Source organism: Bradyrhizobium sp., from assembly GCF_004799445.1.
Classification (GTDB): domain Bacteria; phylum Pseudomonadota; class Alphaproteobacteria; order Rhizobiales; family Xanthobacteraceae; genus Bradyrhizobium.
In genome coordinates this window covers 1-18,521 of sequence record NZ_SSNA01000240.1, presented here as the reverse complement: position 1 = coordinate 18,521, position 18,521 = coordinate 1, and the positions used below count along the sequence as shown (strand labels likewise).

Annotated in this window: 18 protein-coding genes and 3 pseudogenes; 10 read left to right on the top strand and 11 right to left on the bottom strand. The window is 61.0% G+C overall.

Annotated elements, in window-relative coordinates; translation table 11 throughout:
• The first annotated feature begins 557 nt into the window (after positions 1-557).
• The 3 genes from E8A46_RS30320 to E8A46_RS30310 are packed head-to-tail and all read left to right on the top strand — an operon-like array spanning position 558 to position 4,275.
• Positions 558-1,949 carry a bifunctional enoyl-CoA hydratase/phosphate acetyltransferase gene (locus E8A46_RS30320; RefSeq protein WP_291568965.1) on the top strand — a complete coding sequence of 464 codons (1,392 nt, stop codon included), beginning with the start codon at positions 558-560 and terminating at the stop codon, positions 1,947-1,949.
• A complete protein-coding gene (locus tag E8A46_RS30315; RefSeq protein WP_291568963.1) occupies positions 1,946-3,178 on the top strand; it encodes an acetate/propionate family kinase in 1,233 nt (410 codons plus the stop codon). Before E8A46_RS30320 ends, E8A46_RS30315 begins: the two co-directional genes overlap by 4 nt.
• On the top strand, positions 3,175-4,275 hold the full coding sequence (locus tag E8A46_RS30310; RefSeq protein ID WP_291568961.1) for an alpha/beta fold hydrolase: 1,101 nt from the start codon (positions 3,175-3,177) through the stop codon (positions 4,273-4,275). Before E8A46_RS30315 ends, E8A46_RS30310 begins: the two co-directional genes overlap by 4 nt.
• A 128-nt stretch (positions 4,276-4,403) precedes the next feature.
• Here E8A46_RS30310 and E8A46_RS30305 read toward each other — a convergent pair whose 3' ends face one another.
• From E8A46_RS30305 to E8A46_RS30295, 3 genes are all read right to left on the bottom strand, one after another.
• Complete coding sequence (locus tag E8A46_RS30305; protein WP_291568959.1) at positions 4,404-4,652, bottom strand: hypothetical protein; 249 nt, start codon at positions 4,650-4,652, stop codon at positions 4,404-4,406.
• 189 nt (positions 4,653-4,841) lie between these two features.
• Positions 4,842-5,414 (bottom strand): TetR/AcrR family transcriptional regulator, encoded by a 573-nt coding sequence (locus tag E8A46_RS30300; RefSeq protein WP_291568957.1) that lies wholly within the window; start codon positions 5,412-5,414, stop codon positions 4,842-4,844.
• Positions 5,415-5,602: 188 nt separating this feature from the next.
• Complete coding sequence (locus E8A46_RS30295) at positions 5,603-6,619, bottom strand: 50S ribosomal protein L11 methyltransferase (RefSeq protein ID WP_291568955.1); 1,017 nt, start codon at positions 6,617-6,619, stop codon at positions 5,603-5,605.
• Between E8A46_RS30295 and E8A46_RS30290 the strand changes: the two genes are divergently transcribed.
• A complete protein-coding gene (locus E8A46_RS30290; RefSeq protein ID WP_291568954.1) occupies positions 6,563-7,339 on the top strand; it encodes a hypothetical protein in 777 nt (258 codons plus the stop codon). The genes E8A46_RS30295 and E8A46_RS30290 overlap by 57 nt on opposite strands.
• A gap of 206 nt (positions 7,340-7,545) precedes the next feature.
• Positions 7,546-7,752, top strand: a complete 207-nt coding sequence (locus E8A46_RS30285) for a hypothetical protein (protein ID WP_291568952.1) — start codon at positions 7,546-7,548, stop codon at positions 7,750-7,752.
• A gap of 20 nt (positions 7,753-7,772) precedes the next feature.
• On the opposite strand, the gene E8A46_RS30280 is transcribed toward E8A46_RS30285, so the two are convergent.
• On the bottom strand, positions 7,773-8,972 hold the full coding sequence (locus E8A46_RS30280) for an EAL domain-containing response regulator (protein ID WP_291568950.1): 1,200 nt from the start codon (positions 8,970-8,972) through the stop codon (positions 7,773-7,775).
• 408 nt (positions 8,973-9,380) lie between these two features.
• Here E8A46_RS30280 and E8A46_RS30275 point away from each other — a divergent pair, with 408 nt between their 5' ends.
• Entirely contained in the window at positions 9,381-9,590 is a 210-nt protein-coding gene (locus E8A46_RS30275) for a cold-shock protein (protein ID WP_291568948.1), read from the top strand.
• A 145-nt stretch (positions 9,591-9,735) separates the two neighbouring features.
• Here E8A46_RS30275 and E8A46_RS30270 read toward each other — a convergent pair whose 3' ends face one another.
• The 3 genes from E8A46_RS30270 to E8A46_RS30260 all read right to left on the bottom strand — a co-directional run bounded on the left by E8A46_RS30270 (position 9,736) and on the right by E8A46_RS30260 (position 13,252).
• Positions 9,736-10,125: a hypothetical protein gene (locus E8A46_RS30270; RefSeq protein WP_291568967.1), complete on the bottom strand. Its 390-nt coding sequence runs from the start codon at positions 10,123-10,125 to the stop codon at positions 9,736-9,738.
• Positions 10,126-10,279: 154 nt separating this feature from the next.
• Complete coding sequence (locus E8A46_RS30265) at positions 10,280-11,611, bottom strand: MFS transporter (RefSeq protein ID WP_291568946.1); 1,332 nt, start codon at positions 11,609-11,611, stop codon at positions 10,280-10,282.
• 462 nt (positions 11,612-12,073) lie between these two features.
• Complete coding sequence (locus tag E8A46_RS30260; protein ID WP_291568944.1) at positions 12,074-13,252, bottom strand: hypothetical protein; 1,179 nt, start codon at positions 13,250-13,252, stop codon at positions 12,074-12,076.
• A gap of 420 nt (positions 13,253-13,672) precedes the next feature.
• On the opposite strand from E8A46_RS30260, the pseudogene E8A46_RS30255 reads away from it, so the two are divergent.
• A pseudogene (locus E8A46_RS30255) lies at positions 13,673-14,158 on the top strand (LuxR C-terminal-related transcriptional regulator); the annotation flags it as partial.
• Positions 14,159-14,267: 109 nt separating this feature from the next.
• Here the strand turns inward: E8A46_RS30255 and E8A46_RS30250 are convergent.
• From E8A46_RS30250 to E8A46_RS30235, 4 genes and pseudogenes are all read right to left on the bottom strand, one after another.
• On the bottom strand, positions 14,268-14,513 hold the full coding sequence (locus E8A46_RS30250; protein WP_291568943.1) for a hypothetical protein: 246 nt from the start codon (positions 14,511-14,513) through the stop codon (positions 14,268-14,270).
• Positions 14,514-14,842: 329 nt separating this feature from the next.
• Positions 14,843-15,235, bottom strand: coding sequence for a response regulator (locus tag E8A46_RS30245; protein WP_291568941.1), 393 nt, complete (start codon positions 15,233-15,235; stop codon positions 14,843-14,845).
• Positions 15,236-15,516: 281 nt separating this feature from the next.
• Positions 15,517-15,960, bottom strand: a pseudogene (locus E8A46_RS30240) (helix-turn-helix domain-containing protein); the annotation flags it as partial.
• Positions 15,961-15,991: 31 nt separating this feature from the next.
• Positions 15,992-16,702: a Crp/Fnr family transcriptional regulator gene (locus tag E8A46_RS30235; protein WP_291568938.1), complete on the bottom strand. Its 711-nt coding sequence runs from the start codon at positions 16,700-16,702 to the stop codon at positions 15,992-15,994.
• Positions 16,703-16,965: 263 nt separating this feature from the next.
• Here E8A46_RS30235 and E8A46_RS30230 point away from each other — a divergent pair, with 263 nt between their 5' ends.
• The 3 genes and pseudogenes from E8A46_RS30230 to E8A46_RS30220 form a co-directional block, all read left to right on the top strand.
• Positions 16,966-17,448 (top strand): response regulator, encoded by a 483-nt coding sequence (locus tag E8A46_RS30230; RefSeq protein WP_291568936.1) that lies wholly within the window; start codon positions 16,966-16,968, stop codon positions 17,446-17,448.
• 228 nt (positions 17,449-17,676) lie between these two features.
• Positions 17,677-18,093, top strand: coding sequence for a response regulator (locus tag E8A46_RS30225; RefSeq protein ID WP_291568934.1), 417 nt, complete (start codon positions 17,677-17,679; stop codon positions 18,091-18,093).
• Between the two features lie 90 nt (positions 18,094-18,183).
• Positions 18,184-18,521: pseudogene (locus tag E8A46_RS30220) on the top strand (histidine kinase dimerization/phospho-acceptor domain-containing protein); the annotation flags it as partial.

The following is an 18,521-nucleotide window of genomic DNA, read 5'->3' as shown; positions in this document are numbered from 1 at the left end:
TGCTCAAAGGGTCGCGCATTCCCTCACCAATACCGAAAGTGTCTGATCTTGCCAAAATATATCACACCCTCCGAGCCTCGAATGTTGGTGCTCGTTCAATGCGGCGACTCAGTCCGCTGACACGACGCTAGAATACACGTATGGCCTCCCCACTGGCGAGAGAGCGGTGCGCCGCGAGCCCCTGCACCTTTTGCGGGATTTCTCTCAGTAGGCCATTTTGCGACACATGAGCGGAAATTCAGCCGGCATTTCAAAAGGATATTTTGGGAAGCCTATCGGGAGTTTGAATCCCTCGCTCTTCGCCAGTCGCTTGACCGAGACGAAAATCCGGCGAAATACCGATTGCTACCAGGCCGGGTTCGCGACGGCGATGGACGTATCGTGTCACTGTTTCATCCGGATGGCGCGGTTACGCTCACGACGCGCGTGACATCCCGGTATAGAGTCTCGACCAACTCCCGGAGCACGCTCGCACGCCCGAGCCCCGGCTCGTGAGCCGCGGGGATGTCGGGAATCTGGCGGCGTTCCCGGTCGGCGAGCGAGTTCGGAGTAGCGGAATGGAACGGATCGAAAACAGAACGTTCGACGAGATCAAAGTGGGCGACACCGCGAGCCTCGTGCGAACACTCACGCACAAGGACATCGAGCTGTTCGCAATCATGTCGGGCGACGTTAATCCGACCCATCTGGATGACGCGTTCGCAAAGAGCGATATGTTCCACAAGGTCGTGGCGCACGGCATGTGGAGCGGCGCGCTGATCTCCACGGTGCTCGGAACGCAGCTCCCCGGACCGGGGACCGTCTACGTCGATCAGTCTCTGCACTTCCAGGGCGCCATCGGTCTCGGTGATACGATCACGGTGACGGTAAAGGTGAGAGACAAGATCGAACAAACGCATCGTGTCATCTTCGATTGCCGAGCCGTCAATCAAAAGGCGGAGGAGGTCGTCACGGGTACGGCGGATGTCATCGCGCCGACCGAGAAGATCTCGCGACCCCGCGCGGCTCTCCCCGAAGTCGAGCTGCGGCAGAAGGGGCGACGCTATGAACTCCTGATCAGGATGACCCACGGCCTCGCCCCGATCCGTACCGCCGTTGTCCACCCGGTCGACGCGCCGTCGCTGCTTGGCGCCGTCGAAGCCGCCCGCATCAATCTGATCACGCCGGTGCTGGTTGGGCCGGAGGCCAGGATACGCGCCGCGGCTGCGCTGGCAGAGCTCGATTTGACGCCTTACGAGATCGTGTCGACCGAGCACAGCGAGGCCGCGGCCGCGCAAGCCGTCGCGATGGCCCGCGCCGGCAAGGTCGAGGCGCTGATGAAGGGTGCGCTCCATACCGATGAGCTGATGCATGCCGTTGTTGACGCCGAATGCGGCTTGCGCACCGCCCGGCGCCTGAGCCATGTCTTTGCGATCGACGCGCCCGACTATCCGAGGCCATTGTTCATCACCGACGCCGCGATCAACATTTATCCGACGCTGGCGGACAAGCGGGACATTATCCAGAACGCGATCGATCTGGTGCACGCGCTGGGGATCCCGGCGCCACGCGTGGCGATCCTGTCGGCAATCGAGACCGTTACGGAAAAGATCAAATCGACGCTGGATGCGGCGGCGCTGTGCAAGATGGCTGATCGGGGCCAGATCACCGGCGGCATTCTCGATGGCCCGCTTGCCTTCGACAATGCGGTCTCGGCCGAGTCGGCCAAGACCAAGGGGATCACCTCGCCGGTCGCCGGCCGTGCCGACATCTTCGTGGTGCCGGACCTTGAGGCCGGCAACATGCTGGCGAAGCAACTCGAGTATCTCGCGGAAGCGCAGATGGCCGGCATCGTGCTGGGCGCGCGCGTGCCGATCATTCTGACCAGCCGCTCCGACGGGACGCTGGCCCGGTTGGGGTCGTGCGCGATTGCGCTGCTGCTGGCGCGTCACAAGGGGACGAAGCCGTGAGTGACGCCATCCTTGTGCTCAATGCCGGTTCGTCGAGCCTCAAATTCTCGGTATTCCCTGGACATGAAACTCCAAGCCGGCAGGGCCTCATTTGCGAAGGCGAGTGCGAAGGCATCGGCCACCGCGTCCATTTCACGGCGAAAGACCGCGCCGGAGCGTCGCTGGTCGATGCGTATCTGACGGAAGGCACCACGCACGAGGATGCGCTGGCCGCGCTGCTGCGCTGGCTTGACGACCGCTTTGTTGACATCCAACTGGTCGCGGCCGGACATCGGGTGGTGCATGGCGGATCGCTGTATATCGCGCCGGTCCTGATCGACGCCTCGGTGGCCGCCGAGCTGCGCCGCCTGGTTCCGCTGGCGCCGCTGCATCAACCCCACAACCTGGCCGCCATCGATGCGCTCTCGAAGCTTCATCCCACATTGCCGCAGATCGCGTGCTTCGATACCGCCTTTCATCATACCCAGTCTGAGGTCACCACGGCGTTCGCGCTTCCGCGCAGGCTCGCCGCCGAGGGCATCCGGCGCTACGGATTCCACGGCCTTTCCTATGAATATATCGCCAGCGTTTTGCCCGACATCCTCGGTCCGGCAGCCGCCGATGGTCGCGTTGTCGTGGCCCATCTCGGCAGCGGCGCCAGCCTGTGTGCGATCCGAGGCCGCAAGAGTGTGGCGACGACCATGGGCTTTACGGCGCTCGATGGCCTGCCCATGAGCCGCCGCTGCGGCAACCTCGATCCCGGCGTCATTCTCTATTTGATGCAGGAGAAGGGGATGACCGCAACCGAGGTGAGCCATCTCCTCTATAACGAGTCCGGGCTGTTTGGCGTTTCCGGCATCAGCGACGACATGCGAACCCTGCTGGCGAGCGGCGACCCACTGGCCGAGCAGGCGGTCGCCCTGTTCGTGTACCGTATCGACCGCGAACTGGGTTCGATGGCCGCGGCGCTCGGCGGCATCGACGCGTTGGTCTTCACCGCCGGAATCGGGGAGCATGCGGCGGAAATCCGGCGCCGTGTTTGCGCGGACGCGGCGTGGCTGGGCGTGGATCTGGATCAAGGCGCCAATGCAGCCGGCGGGGTACGGATCACGCGTCCCGGCAGTCAAACCACCGGCTGGGTGATTCCAACAGATGAAGATCTGATGATCGCCTTGCACACATGGAATCTGTTGAGCGCCGCCGCTGCGCCTCTTGATTCGCACGCAAACAATGGAAGCCAGCAGGCATGACCGGACCCGAAAATTCATCGCTCCTGAGCGTTCCGGCATTCTGGCCGATGGCGATGGCGGCAACCATGCTCACGGAGGGGACCGAGCTCTACGCGAAGAACCTCAGATTCGTCGAGGAGGAGATCAAGATTCATGGCGAACTGAGACCGGCGCTTGCGACGCCGAACCAGGTGCGCCTCGATCTGCGGACCATGGTGCTGCGCGACTACGGAAAGCCCGTCGGGATCCCGACGCTGATCGACGCGCCCCATGCCGGCCATACCGCCATGATCGCCGACTATTATGAGGGTCAGAGCCTGGTCCAGACGCTGCTGGCCAACGGCGTCGGCCACGTGGCGTTGACCGACTGGAAGTCGGCGACGGCGGATATGAAGGATCTGGAGGTCGACAACTACCTCGCCGAGCTCGTTGTCGCGATCGACGATCTCGGCGGACGGGTGAACCTGGTCGGGCTGTGCCAGGGCGGCTGGATGTCGGCGATGATCGCCGCGCGTTTTCCCGACAAGGTAAACTCGCTGGTGCTCGCGGGCGCGCCCATCGACACCGATGCCGGGAATGGGTCGATCAAACGCATGGTTCACCAATCCCCCGCTTCGTTTTACGAGGAACTGGTGGCGCTAGGCGGCGGTTTGATGCAGGGAAAATTCATGCTGCAGGGCTGGAAGAACATGCATCCGGGGCAGCACTACATTCAGGATCATGTCGATCTCTATGAGCACATCGACGACCCGGCCTACCTCGCCAAGGAGGAGACGTTCGAGAGCTGGTATGAAAATCCGATTGACCTGCCGGGACGCTGGTATCTTCAGGTGATCACCCAGATCTTCAAGGAGAACCGCCTTGCCAGGGGCGCGTTCATCGGGCTCGGCCGCAAGCTCGATCTCCACGACATCACTTGTCCTGCCTATTTGCTGGCAGGCGCCGATGATGACATTACGACGCCGGAGCAGGTCCTCAATGCCGCCAAACTCATCGGCACGGCGAAGGACCGTATCGTTCAAGAGATTGTGCCCGGCGGCCATATCGGGCTGTTCATGGGGGCGAACACGCTAAGAGATCACTGGCCGCCAATCGCCAGATGGATCTCAGCGCAGTAAGCCGTTCACCGGCTTCTATCGACGCGATCTTAACTTGAACCGCCCCGCGCCGGGGAAGCGCGGGGCGGTCAAGGGGTCGGTCGGGAGGGAAGCCGGCGCTTGGGCTGGGCGACCCCTCGAACCCGTCGTTATTGAGCCTGGGGTTTCCGGCTGCGAGCGTAGGCGCTGCGCACCTTGGCACCCTGGTCTTCGGCGAACTTTGCGCCGTCATTCGACGTTTGGGGCGGATCCAATCGGAGCAACCCGGCCGGAACCCCCTGAGCAAGAGCGGGAGCGGTCGGAGTTGCCGACATCAATGCGATGAGGGCCATTGAGCCAAAAAGCAGGCCCGGAAGGCGGAGGTCGTTGATTCGGGAGGTCTGGAGGAATTTCAGCATGATGATCTCTCTCTCGGTTGAGGCGCAGCTTCAAGGCTCGGGCAGATGGAGCATTATATTACCGGAGACCCTAGAGTAAGGTGACCGGTCAGCTTAGGAAAAGCACGAGTTAGTACCAAACCCTATCGCAGCGCACTCCGTCCAATATGACTGGTCAGCTTAGCCTGTCAACCGGGACTAAGATCACATTTACTTCAACAGCAGTTTGAAGCTGACATTGAAAAAATCATCGATTGGGCCACGATCCCGGGTGATCTTGAGCCGAATGGTGGCGCCCTCCCACGCGTTCACCACGAAGCGCGCCAGTTGCCCCGGATCGTGACGCGGGTCGATATCGCCCGCGTCCTGGGCCTCGCGGAGCACCGACTCCACAGCTTGGCACCAGGTCTCGAACACCAAACGGAGTTCTTCGCGCATCCGGGGATATTCCTGGGCCATTTCGCTGGCGAAAAGCCCCAGCATGCAGCCGCGCTCGAACCCGTTTTGCTTGAGCCTTTCCGCCAAAAAAACGAAATGATTTTTCAGACGCTGCAGCGGCGCGACGCCTTCTTCGAACAGGATATCCGACCGGGTTCCCTCGAGGTAGCGCCGCAAGGAGTCGATCGCGAGATCTTCCTTGTTTTCAAAATGATTGAAAAAGGAACCTTTGGGAACCCCGGCAGCATCGGTTATGTCCTGAATCGAACACCCATTGAAGCCATTGGCGTGCAGGGTATCTACCGCACTGCTCGCCAGTTTCTCGCGTAAGCTCGGCCTAGCCATCCGAACGCCTCCCGAGGAGAATCCTTCTAATATACATGACAAGTATGCGACCGATCGACTTTATTCAACCGAAATTGAAAGAAATCTGACCAGTCAGATTGATAATAGCTAATTCCCGCTTAAGCCAAGAGTTCCCGATTTCGCCAACAGCCGACTTCGCGTCGCCCCGGACCCCCAGCAGGCACGCCTCAGTCGATTTGGCGACCGCTTCCACCGATCGTGGTTTCGTTCCGCTGGCCATTGGAGAGGCCCGGTGCAGGCAGCACGATCAGGCTGGCGCGATCGTGACCCACCATCACGTCCAGTTGCCCGCCAGCGGCGACCACGATCGGCTGCGGAAAGGTGTGCAGGACCTGGAGCCACCCGCCATCGGAATTCTCATCGGGGTGATTGGAGAAGCCGATCCCTTCCGCAAGGTCGAGGCTCATCCACTGGACGATCCCGACCGCAATACCGTCTTTGAGCACCGGGATCGGGAGCTTGCGGATCTCCGCCCCGTGCTCCCCGGCCGTCAGGTCGATCCTGAGCAGATCGACGTCCGGCGAAAGCCTGCGCCACGATGTCATGGTTCCATGCACCGGTAGGCGTTGCGGCGACAGCGCGCCAAACGGCGAGAGGTCGAATCCCGATACGTCTCCGACGAATGCATGTTGCGAAAGAACGTCACTCTCCACCAGGCACCCCATGGCGGTTGCCGCGCGCGGAATCACCGTCGCTCCCGGCCGCAGCAGTCGCGCATGCGCATCTTCGAATGTGTTCAGGACATCCTCGGCCAGAAGGTCGCTCGACAGCGTCTCCGAAATAAGAATGTCCGCGCGCGCTTCAATTTCCTTGCCGACGATGATCTGGCTCGAACTCTTGCTGACGACGCGTATCTGCTGTTCATAACCGTTCAACGCGATGATACGCTTCGCGGCTTCGGCAATGACAGGTACTCGTTCGCAGGTGACGATATTCCTCGCCCCGGCGCGCGCCGCCATCATCGACAACAGACCACTGCCGGTACCGATATCGAGAATGCGGGCATCCGGCCCCTCTTTTTCGACCGCCTTGCGGATCGCCCGTTCGAAGGCGTCGTTTCTCCGCGTATCGTTCAGCATCTGGATATGCCAGAACGGTACCATGGCCGACGTCAGGCGCCGCATTTGATGCCGGACACCGATGTTGTCCGGTTGCAGTTCGAGGACCCGGCGGAATTCGATCAATGCCTCATGGCGCCGTCCCGAATCCGCCATCGCCACCGCAAGGTTCGACAGCACCAGCACGTCTTCCGGCGCGATCGAGCGGGCGATCGCAAAACACCCGGCGGCATCATCGGCCCTTCCGATACGGTGAAGCAACGCCCCCTTTTCGATCAGCGCATCCAGGTGCCGGGGATCGAGTTCGAGTATTTCGTCCAAGTGGCCGACCGCGTTTTCCAGGTTGCCCCGTTTTGCCGCGATCCTCGCAAGCAGCAGAAGAATGCCGGCCCCGCGGTAGCCATGGTCGAGGACTCGCAGATAATCCTGTTCTGCCTTCTCGAGATCTCCGCTGCAATGATGAGCCGCGGCGTTCTTCAGGAGTTGAAGCAGGTATTGAGGCGCATCGTCGTTGTTTTGATCGGCCGCCATGTTCCTGCTTTCACCCCGGAGGGATGCGGCGCGAAGCGGCTCCCGAAAGGGCATTGTCTCGAAATCCGGATACGCGTCGAGGCGTCGAAAGCTGCCGCTACAGCCTGGAAAAAAACGAAGCCCGCAATAATCGGGCTGCCGGGGGCGCATCGATCGTCGAAATCTTGCGGCAGAACAGCGCCGCGGAATCAGCGCGGATCGAACGATAGCCCGGCCAGGGCCCATAATCATGCGAAAACCGGGGTCGGATCACGGCTGTTCACAGCTGCGGCGGATCAGTCCAGCGGCTATCGGAGATGTCGCGCTCGCCTTTAACGTGCGCGGCACGTGGGCCGCCGGGTGCCCGAAGCAGGTTCGTCGGGGTATTCATGGTCCTGAACGCCCCAAGGGCACCTCGACGGCCATTTTGGCATGGCAGACCACCAAATCCTGCGGTTTCCGCGGGCGCGGCGCCGGCCAACGATGTGTTGCCTTGCAGGGCCATTGCGCCTAAAAGGCCCTCTTTAACGGGAAGACAGTCGATGGCCCATAATTTCGCGATCAACGATGATGTCCATCATCAGCTCCAGGGACCGCAGGGCCGCGCCGTCGTCAAGCAACGCAGCATCTATACCATTGTGACCTGCCTGCCGATCGAATCCGACGGCCGCCCGCGCTATCGCATCAAGAGCAAGACCGAAAATGTCGAGCGCGTGGTGACCGAGGAGCAGATCAGCCGGCTCGGTTGATCCTACGTCTTTAAGCCGTATCACTTCGATACCAGCACCGGCTGAGCCAGCGCAGCGTGGGCGAACTTCTTCAGCGCCATGGGTTTGCCGAACAGATAGCCTTGGACCGTGTCGAAACCCAGCTCGCTCGCCGCGACAAAATCGGCGCGAGTCTCGACTCCCTCCGCAACAACCCGGGCGCCATACCCTTTGCCGAACTCGATGATGTGACGGCACACCGTCTGTTTCAGCCGGTCATTGGCGAAGCCGGTGACGAATTGTCTGTCGACCTTGAGTTCGACGAAGGGGAAGGTTTCTAGCCCCATCAGCGCTGGCCAGTTGGCGCCAACATTGTCGATCGAGACGGCAATATTGTGAAGGCGCACCTCTTTTGCGACATCGATCAGCAGCTCCAGATTGGGAATGACCTCGGCGCTGTCGATCTCGATGAGGAGTCCCCCGAACGCCGGATGCGCCGGCATCCGCTGGCAGAGACTGCGCACCGCGTAGCGGTTTTTGAGAAACGAGGCGGGCAGGTTGATCGAGATATCGGTCGAGCTTTGGTGTTCGAACAGATAGCGCCAATCCTTCGCGGCACGCTCGATCACGAACTCCGACAACCGCAGGAAATATGGATCGTCGTCTTCCGGGATAAAATAGGCAGGCGGGACAATGCCCCAAGTCGGATGCCGCATCCGCAGCAGTGCCTCGGCACCGCTGCGAACGAGTGTGCGGGTGTCGACCTTCTGCTGGTACCATAGTTCGAGCCAGCCGGCATGCAATGCCTCCGGCACATGGACTGCCGGGCTGGGTTTTGGTTCCTCGGGCAGCAGCATACCCACTCGCTCGCGCAACGTTTCCGCGGCGAAAGGTGTGGTGAGCGGTGGCAGCATTGCAAGGCTGTGTTCCCGACCAACCTGCCAAACCGCCTTGACGATGATCGATTCGCGGGCGCCGATGGCGAGAACCTTGCCATCGAACTTTTGGCGCACGAGGATTTCAAGTATTTTGCCAACCTCGATTCCATCGGCCGACACCCCGAGCACAATAAGGTTCGGAAGTTCGGTCTCGAGGATTGCCCCCAGATCGTCGGCCTTGGCGCATTCGCTCGTTACGAAGCCGAGATCTTCGAGCACGTCGGTAAGGAACGCGCGAAGGTGTCCCTTGCTGTCGGCAACGCAGGCCCGAGGGCTAATCCTTCGAAGGCCGAAGGTTGCAGATCTTGCCAGATCGCCGAACATTTGATGGGCCATCGCTAGTTTCCTCCCTGGTGCGGGTGATGTCCTAGCGGGGCGCGTGGTTTCAAATATGGAGAACTTCAGTGCGCAGAATTGAATTATTCGAGTAACGTTAAACCGCGCAGTAAGAATAAAACTTGCGCAAAATTCTCATCGCCAAAGTCGGGATAACGCGGCCGGCCGCGACAGCGCCGGCGCGATTGAGCGATGACCAATCGGGGCTCAGCGCCCGAATTTCCTTTTCGCTTGCTATCTTGGATAAAGGGGCGTATACGCCGCCCATTCGAATAGTCGTTTGCCTTGTTGATCGCGCCGAACCGGCTCCACTCCCCAAGACATCGCTGAAATCGGATTACGCCTTCGCGAAGTCGCGCGGGCACTGCGCGCTTTTGCGCATCTTGGAGAAGTAAAATGGCTACCGGAACAGTTAAGTGGTTCAACGCGACAAAGGGCTTCGGCTTCATTCAGCCGGATGACGGCGGCAACGATGTGTTCGTACATATCAGCGCCGTCGAGCGTGCTGGCATGGGCTCGCTCAATGAAGGCCAGAAGCTTTCATTCGAATCGAAGCTCGACAGCCAGCGCGGCAAGACATCAGCGGAAAACCTTCGCGCCATGTGATGCCAATCGATCGGAGATGACCCGCGGATGTACCGGGATCGCCGATCGACAGCGCCGCCTTAGCGAAATGAGATCAAAGCCCGCCGGTCCAACCGGCGGGCTTTTTGCGTGACCCGGATTTGCCAGGCCGGCTGCGGCGCGCCGCCTATTTGGTCTGCGCCTTCTCGTGCGAGGCGAGGCCAGTGGGCTTGTAGTCGTAGGTCGGATAGAATTCCGTGTGATAGCTGCCCCAGGCGGTGTTCTCCAGGATACGATTGACCTCGCGAAGCCGGGACGCCGGAAGCCGCAGCGTGACGACCTGTCCGATCCCCATCATCACATACCAGCTGACCACTTCGATGCCCGCAGGAGGAAAGGCTTTGTAAAACCCTTGCCTTTCCAGCTGCGCGTTGAGTTCGCTCAGTGGGCGAGACTGATCGTGCTTGAAAAATATCGTGAGCATCACGGCGTTATCGGCCGTCGGCGCGGCGTTTTCAGCCGGCGCTGGAGCCGTTTGCGCTCCGGCGCTGGCGCTGTAGCTCAACACGACACCCATCGCCGCCATTGCGATCAGTGACCTGGTGACCCGTGAACCGGCCTTCGATGACCGGATTGCTAGCCACATCGCTATCTCCTTTTTCCAAACGCTTGATTGCGTGCCTGTATCAGATGGCGATCATCGCAGACCGCCGGCAGCTATGTACCTGACATCATCGTGATGGATAGTCTCCCGAGATATCCTTGCCGGTATGGTCGGACATCATGGCGGTCGCGACCAGGGTGATCACGGCGCAAATCGCGATATAGATCGCGATCGCGAAAACCGAGTGATAGGTGCCGAACAGCCAGGTCGCGATCAGCGGCGCCGGGCCTCCGGCGATGATGGATGCGAGCTGATAGCCGAGCGAGGAGCCGCTGTAGCGCAGGCGTCCGGTAAAGCTTTCGGCGATCAGGGCAGCCTGCGGTCCGTACAGCATGTCGTGCGGAACCAGCGAGAGCACGATCGCGAAGAAGATGATCGGCTCGGAGCCCATGTTCAGCATCGCGAAATAGATGAATCCGAACACGCCGGTCGCCGCCGCGCCGATCATGTACATGTTCTTGCGGCCGATGTGGTCGGACAGATGACCGAACAAGGGAATCGAGACAAACGACAGCACGGAAGCCGACAGCACCGCGGCAAGCAGGAAATTGCGCGAGACGTGCAGCGCGCCGGTGCCGTAGGAAAAGATGAAGGCGGTGAAGATGTAGAACGGGGCCTGCTCGGCCATGCGCGCCAGCGCGGAGAGCAGGATTTCCTTCGGATGCTGTTTGATGACGGTCAGCATCGGGGTCCGGTCGATCTTGCGCTCGGCGAGCAGCCTGGCGAAGACGGGCGTCTCCATAATCCCGAGCCGGATGTAGAGGCCGACGCCGACCAGCACGAGGCTCAGGGCGAACGGGAGGCGCCAGCCCCAGGCCAGAAACTGCTCACCCGACATCCGGCTGAAGGCGAGCACGGCGAGGTTGGCAAGGAACAGTCCGCAGGGGACGCCGAATTGCGGCCAGGACGCGACCAGCCCGCGCGAGCGGTCGGTGCGGGCCCATTCCATCGACGTCAGCACCGAGCCGCCCCATTCGCCGCCGACGCCGATGCCCTGGATGAACCGCAGCACGGTCAGTATCACCGCGCCCCAGATGCCAACGCTCGCATAGGTCGGCACCAGCGCCACCGCAAAGGTGGCCAGCCCCATCAAGAGCAGCGTCGCGATCAGCGTCGATTTACGGCCGATGCGATCGCCGAAATGTCCGAAGATCGCCGCTCCCACCGGCCGCGCAATGAAGCCGACGGCGTAGATGGCGAAGGCCTCGAGCGTCCCGACCCAGGGATCCGAGTGCGGAAAAAACAGCTTGGCGAAGACCAGGCCGGTGACGGTGCTATAGAGGAAGAAATCGTACCACTCGATCGCGGTGCCGATGGTTGACGCGATGACGGCGCGGCGAAGCTGAATCTGATGTTCGCTGGCGCTGAGTGGCATGGTGTCTGCATCGAGCGCTGCCATCGGCGTCTCCTCTGCACCAGCCTCGCTTCTGCCCCATTTTCGTCAGGGCAGAACGGGCGTTTTTCGGGGAACGCGCAGGCGGGCAACACGGTTCCGGCCGAGGCCGCGAGCTGCGGCCGGACTTTCGAAGGATTGAGCGGCCGGAGATCCTTCGACGCCCGCGCTGGTCGGCAAAGCGGTGTCTGTCTTGCCAAATCTGTCTTGCCAAATGTGAAAGACGTCACATCCGCTCGCAGGCTTTGGCGCTAATCCACGATGCGGATGGGCCACTCCGGCACGAGGATGGATCAAATGAAAATGCAGCGGATGGCATATTGGTGGTTCAGGTTCGTCATCTCAGGGCGATTTCTGGAAAAATTTCTCAACCTGCGTCGCTCAAAGCGTTCATGACGCCGTTGGTGTCAGAGCACTCGACGATCAGGCAAGCGCGCCTTGCCGATGGATGATCGCGCGCCACCTTTTTCAGGCGCGAGATTTCTCGGGCAGGCCGACCAGCCTTCTGCAATAGGCTGCTCCGCCGCTCACGGCATCGCGCCCTTTCCACGCCCAATAGGTCATGCGTCCGGCGAGGGATTGGTGACTTCGCAGGCTGCGCGATCCCAGAATATGGCCGACATTGTCGGGAAACCGGCTGACCTCGGCTTCGACCAGAGTTGCGATCGCGGCCATCAGTTGGCTGAGCCGCTGTCCCCACTCCGATTCCTCGAGCCGATCGATGCGGACCCCCAGCGCGTATTCGGTCTCATAGGCGTCGGCCAGGATTTCCCTGGCGACAAGAATCCGTTCATTCCTGAGAGCGACGCGCAACGTCGCGCGGCTGTCGTCCATCCGGTCCAGCACCATCGAGACGCCGATCGCATAGGGTGTGGCGGCGATGTCCGCAGCGTTCTTGCTCGGGGCAGCCTTGGTGGCGAGGCGGATCAACTGCCAGGGAGTCTTGAGCCGCGCCGCCACCATTGCCAGTGCGAAGGGAACCTGTTCGGCGTGGTCTTTTCTGAACGCATCGAGCAACTGCGTTAGTTTGGCGACCTGGGCGTCTTCCAGGCTGTTGATCTTGACCGGCAGCGCATCGTCGAATTTTGCCAGCGCATCACGTGCGCGCAGCACACTGAGCATTTTGGTCAAATCGACATAGGCCGTCGGGGAGGCGGTGTAGGTTGCAAGCCTGTTTCGGATCGCAGCCGCGCCGTCCGCTGAGCCGATGGTGTTTTCCAGACTCTTGACGACTTTGGTCTGAAACGTCGAAGCGGCCTGCCGGGCTTCCCGCTGCTTGTCGGAGGCGATCAGATCGTTCATTTGGGTGGTATAGTCGCGCGCCATCGTCGGCAACAGATCTCGGGTGATCCATTCCCAGATCGCAGCCAGCGAACCGCGCTGCAGCCTGCCCGAATTGGCATGCTCGGCGGCACTGTCAACGAGCAATGGCTCCAACGGGGCGAAAAAATAACGCGCGGGATTGGCCATCCGCTTCTGGGTCTGTCCGCTGGCACGAAATTCCGCGCGCAGTTTTTCCATGACAGCCGCGGCGCCCGGCATTTCGACGCCGCACAGTTCCAGCCGCTCAAGCTCGGTCAAGAGATTGTTGCGCGTCGGCGGCCTCAATCGCTGCAGAAACTCCTGGATTCGGTCTGGCTGTTTCATTGCACATGATTTGCGATTAACGAACTATCAACGACCGGCTCGATGCCCGAAGGCAACTCGCGCGCGCCTAACCATAAGAGCAGATCGCCGTAAATTAAGTCGTAAATTAAGTTGTAAGAGACCCCGACCTAACCACGGGCAGACCCGTTCACATTTTTGCTACTTCGCCACGGGCGACCGCTGTTAACTCGCTCAACTAGCGACATCCATCGCTAAAGTAACGACGTCTCTGCCGTCCGGGCGCCGTCGAAACCCCGTAGTCTTACTGACCAAAGAATTAACCACGAAACAGCGTAGGCCCGCTAAACAGGCTGGATGTCACAGCAGGAACCCGCCAGCGGTTCGCGCCCCCCGCGGGCCGTCGGGCCTGGAATTGCCGGGCGGACTGCTGCGCAGGCGTCAGGGGAGGCCGAAGCTCGGGCCGCCATAGCTCGGCAGCTCAACGGGCCATTGACCGCGCTATTGCTCTATATGGGCGAGATCAAGCGACACAGCCGTCAGCTTTCGAAAGCCAAGGGAAATCGAACCTACCTGCAACAGGTGGTGGAAAATGCGCTTCAACAAACCGAGCGCATCCTGGCCATGTTGAAGCAGATCGAAGACATTGAGGCGGGATCGACCGTTGCGCCGGGCCACAAGGAGCCACTGGTCGAACCCGCCAGGGATGAAGCGGCTGCGCCAGGCATCATGTTTCCGTCCGAAGCCGGCCAGAAGCCTCTGACCAGGCGCGAATGCGAAGCTCTCGCTCTGATCAGCCAGGGTAATTCCAACAAGCAGGGAGCCTTGCGGATGCGGATCAGTCCGAGAACCTTCGAGAGCCATCGCGCCGAAGCCATGCGAAAGCTTGGAGCGCGCAACACGGCCGAGCTTGTGCACGCGGCGCTCAAGCATCCGGGCACGGTCTAGCGGGACGTTTCAAAGCTTGTGCGGAAGTAGCGGGTCCGTTCGACGGACGCCCTGGCCGGCTATATGGGCGGGGCAACCTCTTTGCTCGCTGGGCGAGCAACCTCTTGGCTCAGTAGAAGTCCTCGAAGGCGTGAACACGGGGCGCGGGCCGCAGCCTGAGGCATTTGATCTTGGGTTCGCTTGCAACGATGGTGATGGTCCATCGCGCCGGAACGCTCGACTTGGATTCCAGCACCGATCGAACGTGGCCGGTGACAGTCGAGCCGCCCGAGCTGACAGATGCTAACCGGCCATTGAATTGCGCGATGCGAAAACGCCGGACTTCTTTCTGGTCGGTCGTCTCGAACGTAAACATGCAGCGCTCCCTGTCTGCTGCAACTATCGCCGCCGAGTGTTAGCTGAGTGTGAAAATTCGAAACCGTAATAGTACGGCGGAGCGCGCCCCGACAGGCGTCTGCGCGGCTTCTTCCGGCGAGTCGCGATCCGCTTTGCCTCGGGAAAAATGCCAACTTCGACAACGGCCGGAGATGCCGGGTCAAGTCTGCGCAACCTCGAACCCGATTGCGGCCAAATCCGTCGTTGCACTCCGACCAGATCCACGGATATGCCCTGGTGATTGCCGCCACCGCCGCGATCGCGGCACCATTGCCGGCTGGCGCGCGCGGCCGGGCCGCACGCAAGAGGTTAGGTGGTCGCCGCTGGAAACACGGCTTCCATCTTGACCTTCAGCGTAGCGGCGTTGAACGGCTTGACGATGTAGTTGTTGACCCCGGCCTTCTTCGCGGCAATGACGTTTTCGGTCTTGGATTCCGCGGTGATCATGATGAAAGGCGTTTGCGAAAGTTCCGGACTGGCGCGGATCTCCCTGAGCAAATCGTAGCCCGTCATCGGCTCCATATTCCAGTCGGAAATCACCAGACCGTATTTCTTGCCCATCATCTTGGCGAGCGCGGCCGATCCGTCGTTGGCATCGTCGACGTTCTCGAATCCGAGCTGCTTGAGCAGGTTGCGGATGATGCGGATCATGGTGTTGTAGTCGTCGACCACCAGGATCGGCATCGACAGATCAAAGGCCATATCTCTACTCCGCACATTTCACGGCCGGGCCCAGATGGAATCGGCGTGCGAAGGTTTTGCCCGCTCTCCGCTACATCCCGCCCGTCGGCAACACGACAATTAGCAGCGGGCATTGAACAGCCAGTTAATTACGGACAGAAGAGGCGAAGCCGGATGCCGTTATTGATGTTCAATCGAAACCGCGGCTGGATTCAGCAACCCCTGTGCGGAGTCCGGACATTTGAACGCTTGGGTGGCGTCGCTGCGTGAATGCGCTCGCGCTCAAGCTGCCGCCTGGACGCTCACGGCAGGCGGCGCGGGCAAAGCAATCTGTTGTAGCGCGCCTTCACCGCCGCGTAGCATTCGCAGGTGGCCCTGCTGAGGCCATCCGGATCGGCGATCTCGATGTGTCCCCGGCTGTAATGAATCAAGTTGGCCTGTTGCAGCGTATGGGCCACCAGCGACACGCTGTTGCGGCGCGCGCCGATCATCTGGGCCATCGATTCCTGGGTCAGAACAAGCCTGTCGCAGCCGGACAGATCGTATGTCTGCAACAGGCATTGTGCCAGCCGGGATTCCACGGGATGCGCCGCGTTGCATCCAGCGGTTTGCTGGATCTGCGCGTAGATTGCCAGCCTATGCCGGAGCAGCGCTGCCCGCAAGGTCGCACTCTGGTCGGCCGCGGCCCGAAGATGGTCGAGGTCGAGCGTCGAGGCGACGCCGGCCACCACGACCACGGCGCCATTCGCCAAGCGGCGTTGATGGCGGCAACGAGCGCTAATCGGACCGTTTGAGCAATCGGTCGCATTGCGACTTGACCATCTGATAACATTCGCAGGACGTTTCTCTCAAGGCCTCCACGTCCGTAATATGGATATGCCCCCGGCTGTAGCGAATGGTCCCGGCCTCTTGAAGCGCGTGGGCGACGATCGAAACCGCATTGCGTTGCACCCCGATCATTCGCGCCAGGAATTCCTGGGTCAGCGGCAAGGTTTCGCCGTCGTAGAGATCGCGCAGGCGCAACAGCCAGCGCGACAAACGGGCTTCGACCGAGTGAGCCGCGTTACAGGCGGCGGATTGCTGGGCTTGCACCAGCAGCGCCTGTTCATGCCTTATCAGGGTCGTTCGCAACGCGGTGTTCCGATCTGCGGAGGCCCGAAGGTGCGCGACGTTGAGAATGGAGGCCGTACCGGGGAGTAGCACGACGGCGTCGCTCAGCGATATCTCGCTACCGAGCGCGGCCGCCGCGCCGAATACGCTTTCGCGGCCAATGATCGCCACCTCGACCGAATGGCCGTCCGCGAGGCTCACCGTCATGGAGATGACGCCGCTGTGCGGCAGATAGACACGCGTTTGCGGCGCGCCGGCCTCAATCACGACAGTTTCCCTGACCATTTCGGCGAGCTCGAGATGCGGGCGCAGCGTCTCAAGTTCCGCCGGCGGCAGGGATAGCAGCAGTTGGTTACGCAAGGGCGCGGTTGGAGACATTGGGTTTTCCCATATGGCCCAAGCTCAATCGGTTGCACGATCACCTGTTCCACGTGAGTTTCGCCAAAAATGCAACCATGCGCGAGCCGGTTCCATTGCACAAGCCGGTAAGTTGTGTCGGCTCGGATATACACGGTGGAGGGCAGACAGCGGGTCGAATGAGGGCCGAAATGAGAATCACGCACTGATTCGCGGCGATTAAGATCATAACGCAATCAATGTGGGAGCCGGTTGAACGCGTAAATACGGCAGGAGAAGCCGGGATGCGACACATTCTGGTCGTCGACGACGATCCACATATGGGCCTCGCCATTCGGGCGTGGCTCAAGCGGTACGGATTCAAGGTCGCGATCGCCGATGGCGGTATCGCCGGCCTCGCTGCCATCGACAATTCGACCTTCGACCTGATGATCGTCGATATCTTCATGCCGTATATGCGCGGCTTCGAGTCGATCAGAATGTTTCACGAGCGGGCGCCCAAGGTGCCGCTGATCGCCATTTCCGGGTACGCCTTTTCCGATCTGGAGGCGTCCAGTCCCGATTTCCTGCAACTGGCGCTCAGGCTTGGCGCGGCGCGCTGCCTGCGCAAGCCCTTCAGGCCATCAACCTTGTTGAGTGTGATCGACGAATGCCTGTCGGACGCCGAGCCTCATCGCAGGTTCGCCAAGCTGGCCTGCGTTGCGGACGCGGTGTCGGGCGGGGCGGCATCGCTGGGCACACCGGGAAAGGGGGCCTTTGCGGGCTGAGCCTGCGTTTTTCGGGTGGTGATGAGATGGCGTGTACCGGATCGACGCAAGAAAATCCGGCCCGGGAAAAATCTGGCCTGAGAACTGGCCAAAGGTTTTCTCGCGGTTGTGCTTCAAACAGGACAGCGCCGAAGTGTCGAAGCGAACAAAATGGGGGGAGTGCGGTTGGATCAGGACTCAGGAATTTCGGAACTAGCCAAGGGACAAAGACAGGTTCGAGGGGGGCCCATGCCGCGCATTCTGGTTGTCGATGATGATCCAATGGTTTGCATGGCCATTGAGATCTATCTCGAACGACACAGCTTTCAGGTGACGATTGCCGATGGCGGCGAAGCCGGACTTCGCGCTCTCGAAGGCATGGCATTCGATCTGATGATCGTCGATATCTTCATGCCGCATATGCGCGGCTTCGAGTCGATCCGGATCTTTCACGAGCGGGCGCCGAGCGTTCCGCTGATTGCAATGTCTGGTTACGCCTTTGCAAATCTCGATTCGCCGGCTCCCGACTTCCTCAGGATGGCGCTTGAACTCGGCGCTACCCGTTGCCTGCGCAAACCGTTCACGCCGGTGGCGCTGCTCACGGTGATCAACGAATGCCTGGCGGAAGTCCAGTCCGGGCTTACCGGTGTCGTTGAGATGAGATAGCGCGCCGAATGCCGAGGGGCCGGCGGACGCTGGGGAACAGGGAATATGCTTCAGGAGTCCCGGTCGGCGGAAGCCTTGCAAGCAGAGGCGGCGCAAAGAATGGCGATCGTCGGTCAGCTCACCGGCGGCGTCGTCCACGACTTCAATAATATCCTCACCGTGATCGCCGGAACGATCGAAATTCTGGCCGACGCCGTCGCAGGCCAGCCCGAACTCGAGGCTGTTGCGGGGCTGATCAGCGAAGCCGCCGCCCGCGGCGCCAGCCTGACGTCGCACCTGCTCGCGTTCGCGCATGGCAAGCCGTCGCAGCCGCGCGACGTCGACGTCAACTCGCTGCTCGTCGATGCGGCCCGCTTGCTCCGGCCCACGCTCGGCGAGCAGATCGAGATCGACACGGTTCTGGCTGCCGGGGGGTCCCCGGCCCTGGT